General features: G+C 69.5%; 12 protein-coding genes. 6 read left to right on the plus strand and 6 right to left on the minus strand.

Translation table 11 applies throughout. The features are described 5' to 3' along the window. Positions 1-1,677 (minus strand): molybdopterin-dependent oxidoreductase (locus VFF97_RS04265; protein WP_325032256.1); only part of this gene is annotated, 1,677 nt, incomplete at its 3' end. Between the two features lie 168 nt (positions 1,678-1,845). Between VFF97_RS04265 and VFF97_RS04270 the strand changes: the two genes are divergently transcribed. Genes VFF97_RS04270 through VFF97_RS04285 form a run of 4 tightly spaced genes read left to right on the plus strand, consistent with a single transcriptional unit; the run spans position 1,846 to position 4,094 of the window. Next, entirely contained in the window at positions 1,846-2,175 is a 330-nt protein-coding gene (locus VFF97_RS04270) for a PadR family transcriptional regulator (RefSeq protein WP_325032257.1), read from the plus strand. Position 2,176: 1 nt separating this feature from the next. Then, the gene (locus VFF97_RS04275; protein WP_325032258.1) at positions 2,177-2,545 is read left to right on the plus strand and encodes a DUF1048 domain-containing protein; all 369 of its coding nucleotides are present in this window, start codon (positions 2,177-2,179) and stop codon (positions 2,543-2,545) included. Then, positions 2,542-3,330 (plus strand): ABC transporter ATP-binding protein, encoded by a 789-nt coding sequence (locus tag VFF97_RS04280; RefSeq protein ID WP_325032259.1) that lies wholly within the window; start codon positions 2,542-2,544, stop codon positions 3,328-3,330. Before VFF97_RS04275 ends, VFF97_RS04280 begins: the two co-directional genes overlap by 4 nt. Next, positions 3,327-4,094 (plus strand): ABC transporter permease, encoded by a 768-nt coding sequence (locus tag VFF97_RS04285; RefSeq protein WP_325032260.1) that lies wholly within the window; start codon positions 3,327-3,329, stop codon positions 4,092-4,094. The genes VFF97_RS04280 and VFF97_RS04285 overlap by 4 nt, the downstream gene beginning before the upstream one ends. On the opposite strand, the gene VFF97_RS04290 is transcribed toward VFF97_RS04285, so the two are convergent. Further along, positions 4,087-4,926: a zinc-ribbon domain-containing protein gene (locus VFF97_RS04290; protein WP_325032261.1), complete on the minus strand. Its 840-nt coding sequence runs from the start codon at positions 4,924-4,926 to the stop codon at positions 4,087-4,089. The genes VFF97_RS04285 and VFF97_RS04290 overlap by 8 nt on opposite strands. A gap of 74 nt (positions 4,927-5,000) precedes the next feature. Further along, positions 5,001-5,540: a MarR family winged helix-turn-helix transcriptional regulator gene (locus VFF97_RS04295; protein ID WP_325032262.1), complete on the minus strand. Its 540-nt coding sequence runs from the start codon at positions 5,538-5,540 to the stop codon at positions 5,001-5,003. Between the two features lie 181 nt (positions 5,541-5,721). Here VFF97_RS04295 and VFF97_RS04300 point away from each other — a divergent pair, with 181 nt between their 5' ends. Continuing rightward, positions 5,722-5,910 (plus strand): hypothetical protein, encoded by a 189-nt coding sequence (locus tag VFF97_RS04300; RefSeq protein ID WP_325032263.1) that lies wholly within the window; start codon positions 5,722-5,724, stop codon positions 5,908-5,910. A 72-nt stretch (positions 5,911-5,982) separates the two neighbouring features. After that, positions 5,983-6,330: a hypothetical protein gene (locus tag VFF97_RS04305; protein WP_325032264.1), complete on the plus strand. Its 348-nt coding sequence runs from the start codon at positions 5,983-5,985 to the stop codon at positions 6,328-6,330. Positions 6,331-6,409: 79 nt separating this feature from the next. Here the strand turns inward: VFF97_RS04305 and VFF97_RS04310 are convergent, their stop codons facing one another. From VFF97_RS04310 to VFF97_RS04320, 3 genes are all read right to left on the minus strand, one after another. Next, a complete protein-coding gene (locus VFF97_RS04310; protein WP_325032265.1) occupies positions 6,410-7,168 on the minus strand; it encodes an SDR family oxidoreductase in 759 nt (252 codons plus the stop codon). A gap of 83 nt (positions 7,169-7,251) precedes the next feature. After that, positions 7,252-7,590: a hypothetical protein gene (locus VFF97_RS04315; RefSeq protein WP_325032266.1), complete on the minus strand. Its 339-nt coding sequence runs from the start codon at positions 7,588-7,590 to the stop codon at positions 7,252-7,254. A gap of 77 nt (positions 7,591-7,667) precedes the next feature. Beyond that, entirely contained in the window at positions 7,668-8,555 is an 888-nt protein-coding gene (locus tag VFF97_RS04320) for an RNA polymerase sigma-70 factor (RefSeq protein ID WP_325032267.1), read from the minus strand. Between the last annotated feature and the right edge of the window lie 201 nt (positions 8,556-8,756).

Raw genomic sequence — 8,756 nt, forward strand, 5'->3', positions numbered from 1 at the left:
CGAGCACTCCTGCCATGCGCGGTAGACGTCCTCGGGGCCGGTCCAGTCGATGAGCGGCTCGCCGTCGAGGCGGCGGAAGTCCATGCGACGCGCATAATCGAGGAAGATGTCGAGGTCGGAGCGCGCCTCGCCAGGCGGATCGACGGCCTTCTCGGAGAGGTGCACCGTCCGGGTCGTGTTCGTGAAGGTCCCGGTCTTCTCGCCCCAGCCCGCCGCGGGCAGCACGACGTCGGCGAACTCCGCGGTCTCGGTGAGGTAAAGGTCCTGCACGACGAGGAACGCGTCACTCGAGCCGAGGATCTCGCGGATGCGGGGCAGTTGCGGCAGCGAGACGGCGGGGTTCGTCGCGGAGATCCACAGGAACCGGATCGATCCCTGCTCGACGTAGCGGAAGAGCTGCATCGCGTGGGTCGGCTCCGCCCAGTGGGGGATCTTGAGCGAGTCGACGCCCCAGAGGGTCGCCAGCTCGTCGATGTGGGCCTGGTTCTCCCAATTGCGGAAGCCCGGCAGATCGCCGTCGGCGCCGCACTCGCGGTTGTTCTGAGCGGTCGGCTGCCCGTTCATCTGGAGGATGCCGGCGCCCGGACGCCCGATCATGCCGCGCAGCAGGTGCAGGTTGTTGACCTGGCACGACGCCGCGGTCGCCTGCGCCGACTGGTAGAACCCCTGCAGCACGGTCGACAGGACACGGCGGGAGGTTCCGAAGATGCGCGCCGCCTCGCGGATGTCGTCGGCGCGGATGCCGCACACCTCGGCCGCGCGCTCGGGCGTCCATTCCTCGATCTGGCCGCGCAGCTCGTCGAGCCCGATCGTGTGCGCCGCGAGGTAGTCGTCGTCCGTCCACCCGCGCTCGAGCACCTCGCGCACGAGCGCGTGCATGAGCGCCAGGTTCGTGCCGGGATTGATCGCGAGATGCACGTCGGCCCGGCGCGCGACGGCCGTCGACCGCGGGTCGACCGCCACGATGAGCGGGGGATTCGGCCCGGCGAGCCGATCGAGCACGCGCGCCCACGCGACGGTCTGGGTCGCCGCCATGTTGTGGCCGTACAGGAACATCGCGTCGCACTCGTCGATGTCCTCGTAGACGGCGGGCTGGCCGTCGGCGCCGAACGTCTCCTTCAGCGCCGCCGCGGCGGTCGCCGTGCACAGGCGCGTGTTGCCGTCCATGTGGGGTGTGCCGACCCCCGCCTTGCCGATCACCGCGAGGGCGTAGTACTCCTCGAGGAAGAGCTGACCGCTCGTGTAGAAGCCGTGGCTGAGAGGGCCGACCTCGTCGAGCAGCTCGCGGCTTCGCCGCGCGACCCTATCCATCGCGTCGTCCCACGAGGCGGGGACGAGCTCCCCGCCTTCGCGGACGAGCGGGGTGGTCAGCCGATCGCCGTTCTCCATGCCCTTCCAGCTCGCGAAAAGGCCCTTCGGTCCGAGGCGGCCGCGGTTGACGGGGTCGTCGGCGCGACCGCGGATGCCGACCATCCGCCCGTCCTTGACCGCGATGTCGCACCCGCAGCCGTTGCTGCACAGCACGCACGCCGACTGCACCCAGGCGTCGACATCGTCTTCAGCGACGCCCTCCGCGAGGGCGATGTCGACGCGGTCCGGCCACGCGTGTCCGCGGTCGAACGGCGTGCGGGCTCCCCATACGTCTCGGACGCGCTCGCGCGCGGTGATGCCGTCCATGCGCTGCACGGTAGGCCCACCCTCCCGGTGATCACGAGGGCCTTTACACACGGGCGCGGCGGGGTACGGCATCCGTGGATCTTTTTCGCGGATCGGGAATTGACAGGACGGTATTCAGCGTTACTATGTACCGGTACCAAGTGTTACTGAGTACCGACGGAGGGTGCGATGAGCAAGCAGGCGACCGAGATGCTGAAGGGCATTCTCGAGGGCATCGTGCTCGCGGTGCTGGCAGCTCGGCCCGCGTACGGCTACGAGATCACCGCGTGGCTGCGCGAGCAGGGCTTCACCGACATCGCCGAAGGCACGATCTACGCGCTGCTCGTGCGCATCGAGCAGCGCGGGCTCGTCGACGTCGAGAAGGTGCCGTCCGAGAAGGGCCCGCCGCGCAAGGTCTATTCCGTCAACGCCCGGGGGCACGAGTACCTCGAAGAGTTCTGGAGGACGTGGAGCTTCCTCGCAGACCGACTGGAAAAGCTCCGCCAGGAAGGAGAGTGACATGGTCGCCAAATGGATCGAGGCGCTCACGGGATCGCTCGAGCAGAAGAAGCAGTACAAGCAGAGCCTCGCTCGCATCGAGGCCCTGCCCACCCCCTACCGCACGGCCGCGAAGGCCCTCCACCGGTACTTCCTGTACTACGGCGGACACCTCGACGGCGACACGCTCGTCACCATGTTCGGCGACCTCGCCGACCTGTGGGAGCGCGCAGCCGCCGACGGCACGCCGGTGCGCGACATCGTCGGCGACGACCCGGTCGACTTCGCCGAGACGTTCACGCAGTCCTATACGGGCCGGCAGTGGATCGACAGGGAGCGTGTCCGCCTGACGAAGGCGATCGACGACGCAGTGAAGGAGGAGGGATCATGACCGCGACGATCACGGAAGCCCCAGCCATCCGCGTCCAGGGCCTGCGAAAGTCCTACAAGGACGTCGAGGTTCTGCGCGGCGTGGACTTCGAGGTCGAGCGGGGCGAGATCTTCGCGCTGCTCGGCTCCAACGGAGCAGGCAAGACCACGACCATCCGCATCCTCTCCACGCTCGCGAAAGCGGACTCGGGCAGCGCGACGGTCGGCGGTTTCGACACCGCCGACCGTCCGGCCGACGTGCGCGGTGCGATCAGCCTCACGGGCCAGTTCACCGCCGTCGACGAAGTGCTGACGGGACGCGAGAACCTCGTGCTCGTCGCGCGGCTTCGCCACGTCGCCGATCCGGGAGGGATCGCGGATGCCCTGCTCGAGCGCTTCTCGCTGACCGAGGCAGGCGGCCGCAAGGTCGCGACCTACTCGGGCGGCATGCGGCGCCGGCTCGACATCGCGATGAGCCTCATCGGCGCGCCGTCCGTCATCTTCCTCGACGAGCCGACGACGGGACTCGATCCCGAAGCGCGCCTCGAGGTGTGGCAGGCGGTTCGCGAGCTCGCGCGTGGCGGCACGACCGTGCTGCTGACGACGCAGTACCTCGAAGAGGCCGAGCAGCTCGCCGATCGCATCGCGATCCTCCACGAGGGCCGGATCATCGTGAACGGCACCCTCGACGAGCTCAAGCGGCTCCTGCCCGCGGCGAAGGTCGAATACGTCGAGAAGCAGCCGAGCCTCGAAGACGTCTTCTTCGCCCTCACGGGTGAGACGAATTCAGGAAAGAAGGAATCATGACCGCCCACGCCATCGGCGACACCGCGGTGCTCACCGGCCGGTCGCTGCGCCACATCCTGCGCAGCCCCGACACCATCATCACGACGGCCGTCACGCCGATCGCCATCATGCTGCTGTTCGTCTACGTCTTGGGCGGGGCGATCGACACGGGCGCCTCGACGGGTTCGTACATCGACTACATGCTGCCCGGCATCCTCCTCATCACGATCGCGTCGGGCATCGCCTACACCGCGTACCGCCTCTTCCTCGACATGAAGGGCGGGATCTTCGAACGGTTCCAGTCGCTGCCGATCTCGCGGTCGGGAGTGCTGTGGGCCCACGTGCTCACGTCGCTCGTGTCGATCCTCGTCTCGCTCGCCATCGTGATCGGCGTGGCTGTGCTCATGGGCTTCCGCACGGGCGCCGGCATCGGCGGGTGGCTCGCCGTGGCGGGCATGCTCGTGCTGTTCACGCTCGCGCTCACGTGGCTCGCGGTCATCCCCGGCCTCACGGCGAAGACGGTCGACGGGGCGAGCGCGTTCTCGTATCCGCTGATCTTCCTGCCGTTCATCAGCTCGGCGTTCGTGCCGACCGAGTCCATGCCCGGTCCGGTGCAGTGGTTCGCCGAGAACCAGCCGGTGACCTCGATCGTCGACACGATGCGGGCGCTGTTCACCGGCCAGCCGGTCGGCGGCGAGATCTGGGTCGCGATGGCCTGGCTCGTCGGCATCCTCGCCGTCGCGTACATCGCCTCCATGGCGATCTACCGCCGTCGCATCAGCTGAGGTAGGCGTCGACCAAGATCGGACCGCGGATGCCGCGCAGCGCATCCACGATCCGATCGACGCCTTTCCGGCCGATGGTCGACAGCTGGAGGTCGTGCGGCCCGAGCTTCTCGAGCTTGCCCGTGCGGATCCGCACGACCTCCCACCCCGCGCTGCGCAGCAGGCGGTCCTTGCGACGATCGGCATCCTCGCGAGGCCCGACGTGCTCGAGGCCGAACCGGCCGGAACTGTCGTACTCGATCGCGACACGCAACTCCGCCAGCACGATGTCGGGCCACACCTCGAGGTGCTCGAAGAAGGGACGGCGCACGCGCACGGCGTTGAGCCCCTGCGTGAGCGGGAGCCGTGCGAACAGGTCGGCGCGCAGCTTCGCCTCGACGGCGGATGCCGGCGCCGGCGCGCACTCGCTCGTGAACGCCGCGCCGACGGGCAGGTCGGGCGTCTTGTCGCAGATGCGCCGTCGGGGCTTCGCGTGTGGTCGTGGAACCGTGGCCGCGAGCGGCTCGTCGGGGCGGCGGATGCGCGGCGGAGCAGCCTGCAGCGAGCACTCGGGGCACCACGCCGACCGTCGGCGCTTCTGACCCGGGCGGTTGCGCTGCTCGGTGGGCGTCGCGGCGAACAGGTGCCCCGCCTCGCACTGCCACAGCAGGAGCACATCGGCCGCCGGCGGGATCTGCGACAACACGATCCCGGCGTTGAGCTCGGGGTGGTACTGGCGCACGAGCATCGGGAACGCCGCCCACGCCTCGCGGTACGTGCCCACGGGGTAGGGCACCTCGGCGCCGCGCGAGAACTGGCGGCGCGCCCACCACAGCTCGACCCTCTCCGCCACGACCCAGAAGGTAGCGCGGACCTCGGACGCCGGTGGCGGCATCCGGTTCGTCTGCCGCGCCCGCGGCTCGAGGATCAGGCGGTCGGCGTGTCGGCCTGCGGGCGCAGCTGCGCGGCCGCGAGCTGATCGAACGCCTCGGCGATCTGCGAGATGGCGGATGCCGCGGTCTTCGCGACCTCGGGCGGAAGGCCGTCGATCACCGACACGAGCGTCGAGTGGTGCGCGCCGAACGCGTCGTCGACGCGGTGGATGGCGGCCTCGGTCGGAACCAGGTAGTGCGCGCGGCGGTCGTGCGGGTGCTGCACGCGCGTGACGTACTCGCGGTGCACGAGCCGGTCGACGACGTTCGTGACGGTCGCGCTCGAGGTGTCGAGCATCACGATGAGGTCTTTCGGGCTGAGGTCGCGTCCGTCGCGGTAACCCTGCACGAGGTAGCGGAGGGCGGTGAGGTCGAGGTTCGAGAGACCCGATACCGCGAGCGCGCGGTCGGCCTGAACGCGCTCGGCGCGACGAAGATGAAGCACCGCTTCGGCGAGCGCTCGCCCCTCTGGGGTCTTGGGCGGGCGCTCCGCATAGAGGTGCTCGCTCTCATGGCGTACGACGGTCTGCGGCATAAGGTCTCCGGCTTGCTCCTCCACGACTCGGCTGGGTGCTCGGGACGTGCGCACCCATCATATGCGTTCAGCGCCGAGACGTACAACTGATTGCACACTTGCCGAGATACTTATTTACTGGGATTGACAAACAGTGAGTTGCCTGGCTAGTAATTTACTAGCGAACAGAAAGGGCGCGGACATGACGATGAAGCAGCACACCCGAGAGCTCGTGCCGGACGGGGCAGAGGTGATCCCCGCCTTCCCGCACGCGCTCGGCGTGGCACTCGTGCCGCAGCCGCGTCCGATCGGCCGAGGCGGCCTCGCCGACCTCATGGCCGACTGGCGGCACCGCCGACGCATGAGCCGGTATTACGACAACGCCGCCTGAGCGGCAGCATCCGCAAGACACCGAGATCCAGCACCACCCCACCACCCCAGTACCCCGAAAGGAACCCGAGCGATGGGACTGCTCTACTACGGAGCCGAGGCGCAGCCGATCGAGATGCCCGACCGCATCCTCGCCCACGTCAAGGTCGTCGCGACCACGAAGCTGCGACGCAACGAGAGCTTCACGATGACGTGGAAGCACCCCGATGACGGCCCGGCCGGCCGCACCAGCATCTGGATGCAGCCCGCCATCCCGCTCCGCTTCGTCTTCGCGAGCCCCGAGCCGGAGTCGCTCGACCCCGACTACCTCCGCACACTCGCGAACGCCGCTGCCGGTTCGGGCGGAATGATGATCGAGTGGGCGACCGAAGAGGTGCGTGAGCCCATCGACATCCGTTCGCAGGTCGCCGTCGCGGCCTGACGCCGACCGCGGACGGCGCGAGTCGCCACGAAGTGCTGTGCAGGGCAGCGCATCGTGGCGACTCGCTGTGTGAGGGGGTTCACGCACGCGGCGGGTTCGCCGGCAGCCACTCGTCGAGGCGCGTCTCGAACAGCTGCGCCCCGCCCACCGGCACGAGCGTGCGCTCGTCGACGGTCGCGCCGTAGTAGGGCGCGGCGTCGTCGCGCACGACCGTGCGCGGGTCGCCGCGGAACGCGAGGCCGCGCCGCACCCACTCGTCCATGCCGAACTGCTCGGGACCCGCGATCTCGATATCGCCGTTCACCGGCTCACCCGCCGCGGTGCGGGCGACCGCGGTCGCGACGTCGTCTGCGGCGATGGGCTGCACGAGCGCGCCCGGGAGCCGCACGGTGTCGCCGTCGGTCGAGATGTCGGCGATGCTTCCGACGAACTCGAAGAACTGCGTCGCGTGCACGAGCGAGTAGGGAACTCCCGACTCGCGGATGAGCTTCTCCTGCGCGGTCTTCGCGCGGAAGTAGGGGATGTGCTGGGGACGGTTGGTGCCGACGATCGTGAGCGCGACGTGGTGTCCGACCCCCGCCTCCTTCTCGGCGGCGATGAGGTTCGTCGTCGAGGTCGTGAAGAACTCGAGCACCGCGCTCTCCTCGAACGACGGCGAGTTCGAGACGTCGACGACGACGTCCGCACCCGTGAGCGCCTCGGCGACGCCTTCGCCCGTGATGGTGTTGACGCCCGTGTTCGGCGCCGCGGCGACGGCGTCGTGTCCGTGCTCGCGCAGCTTCGCGACGACCTTCGAGCCGATGAGCCCGGTTCCGCCGATGACGACGATCTTTGCCATGTTCTTGCCCTTCTCCGTGGGGGAGCCTGTGTGCGCCCGAAAGCTGAGACAGGGCGGATGCCGCGTCTGTGACGCCTTCGCGCTCATCCGTTCCAGTGCGCGAGCTTCGCGGGGTTGACGATCGCCCACACGTGCGAGACGGCGCGCCCGCGCACGCCGAATCCGACGACCCCGACGACGCGCTCGTCGTGGAGCAGCGTGAGGCCGGGTGCGCCGTTCACCTCGGCGTCGGCGATCGAGCTGACCGGCAGCGCCTCGGTCAGTGCGACCATCGCCGCCGCGACGGCGGCGGCTCCCGTCGCTCTGCGCGCCGGCACCGCGACGCTGCCGCCCGCATCGACGAGCAGCCGGGCCCCTCGACTGAGGGATCGCGCGAGTGCGACGGCGTCACCGCGCTGCCACGCCTCACGCGCGGTGCGCACGGTGGCCCGCATCCGCCTCGTGCGTGCGCGCTCACGTCCGGCGCGGCGGCGGAGCCAGGACGTCGCGCGCCACGGTCTCATCCCTCGCCGATCGTGATGTGCTGCAGCTTGTCGGGGCTCATGATCCACAGGAGACGGCGGATGCCGCCTTCCGACGCCGTCAGCGTGAGTGCCGTCGTGACGACACCCGCCTCCGACAGCGTCACCGCGGGCCGGCCGTTGACCTCGACCCACGCGATCGACTTGCCGGTCCAGAAGTGGCTCGAGAACGCGGCGACGAACTTCGCGACGCGCGTCGCGCCCACGACCGGGATGCGGGCCGCGAGCTTCACGCCGTTGCCGTCGGAGTAGCTCACGACGTCGGCGGCGAACAGCTTCTCGAGCTGCTCGGTGTCGCCTCGTTGCGCCGCGGTGAGGAACGCTTCGAGGAGCCGTCGCTGGTCGCCGTTCGTCACCTCCGCCTGGCGCTCGGAGGCGAGATGCTTCCGCGCGCGGCTCACGAGCTGCCGGGCGGTCGTCGGGGTGCACTGCACGACCTCTGCGATGCGGTCGTACGGGTAGTCGAGTGCCTCGCGCAGCACGTAGGCGGCGCGCTCGGTGGGGGTGAGCTTCTCGAGCAGAAGGAGCACCGCGTACTGCAGCGCCTCCCCGCGCTCCGCCCCGAGCGCGGGATCGTCTTCGGTGTTCACCGGCTCGGGCAGCCACGGTCCGATGTACGTCTCGCGCCGCACGCGCGCCGACTGCAGGGCGTTGATCGACAGCCGTGTCGCGATCGTCGCGAGGAAGGCGGCGGGCTCGAGCACGTCGTCGCGGTCGGTCGTCTGCCAGCGGATCCACACCTCCTGCAGGATGTCCTCGGCATCGGCGACCGAACCCAGCATCCGGTACGCGATGCCGAACAGGCGCCGCCGTGACTGCTCGAAGAGCTCTGCCGCGACGTCGAGGTCACGCGCGTTCGCCGGCATGGGTGCCGCCTTCCTGATTCGGGGCAGACGGATGCCTCGACCCGAAGCCCGCCTCGAAAGCGTTGACCGGGTGGGTCGGCGATCTGTGACACCGCGCCCGCGGGGAGCGGGTCAGTCGTCTGTCGCGTCGGCGCGTGCCGAGATCGACCGCAGGACCTCGAGCGCCGCATCCGCCTTCTCCGGAGTGAAGCCGAACGTCTC

The organism is Microbacterium sp., from assembly GCF_035687345.1.
In the GTDB taxonomy this organism is placed as follows: Bacteria; Actinomycetota; Actinomycetes; order Actinomycetales; family Microbacteriaceae; genus Microbacterium.

Bases quoted from the DNA above. Each gene is read 5' to 3' on its own strand.
- VFF97_RS04270 (WP_325032257.1), top strand. From the start codon at position 1,846: ATGAGCAAGCAGGCGACCGAGATGCTGAAGGGCATTCTCGAGGGCATC.
- VFF97_RS04275 (WP_325032258.1), top strand. From the start codon at position 2,177: ATGGTCGCCAAATGGATCGAGGCGCTCACGGGATCGCTCGAGCAGAAG.
- VFF97_RS04280 (WP_325032259.1), top strand. From the start codon at position 2,542: ATGACCGCGACGATCACGGAAGCCCCAGCCATCCGCGTCCAGGGCCTG.
- VFF97_RS04285 (WP_325032260.1), top strand. From the start codon at position 3,327: ATGACCGCCCACGCCATCGGCGACACCGCGGTGCTCACCGGCCGGTCG.
- VFF97_RS04295 (WP_325032262.1), bottom strand. From the start codon at position 5,540: ATGCCGCAGACCGTCGTACGCCATGAGAGCGAGCACCTCTATGCGGAG.
- VFF97_RS04300 (WP_325032263.1), top strand. From the start codon at position 5,722: ATGACGATGAAGCAGCACACCCGAGAGCTCGTGCCGGACGGGGCAGAG.
- VFF97_RS04305 (WP_325032264.1), top strand. From the start codon at position 5,983: ATGGGACTGCTCTACTACGGAGCCGAGGCGCAGCCGATCGAGATGCCC.
- VFF97_RS04310 (WP_325032265.1), bottom strand. From the start codon at position 7,168: ATGGCAAAGATCGTCGTCATCGGCGGAACCGGGCTCATCGGCTCGAAG.
- VFF97_RS04320 (WP_325032267.1), bottom strand. From the start codon at position 8,555: ATGCCGGCGAACGCGCGTGACCTCGACGTCGCGGCAGAGCTCTTCGAG.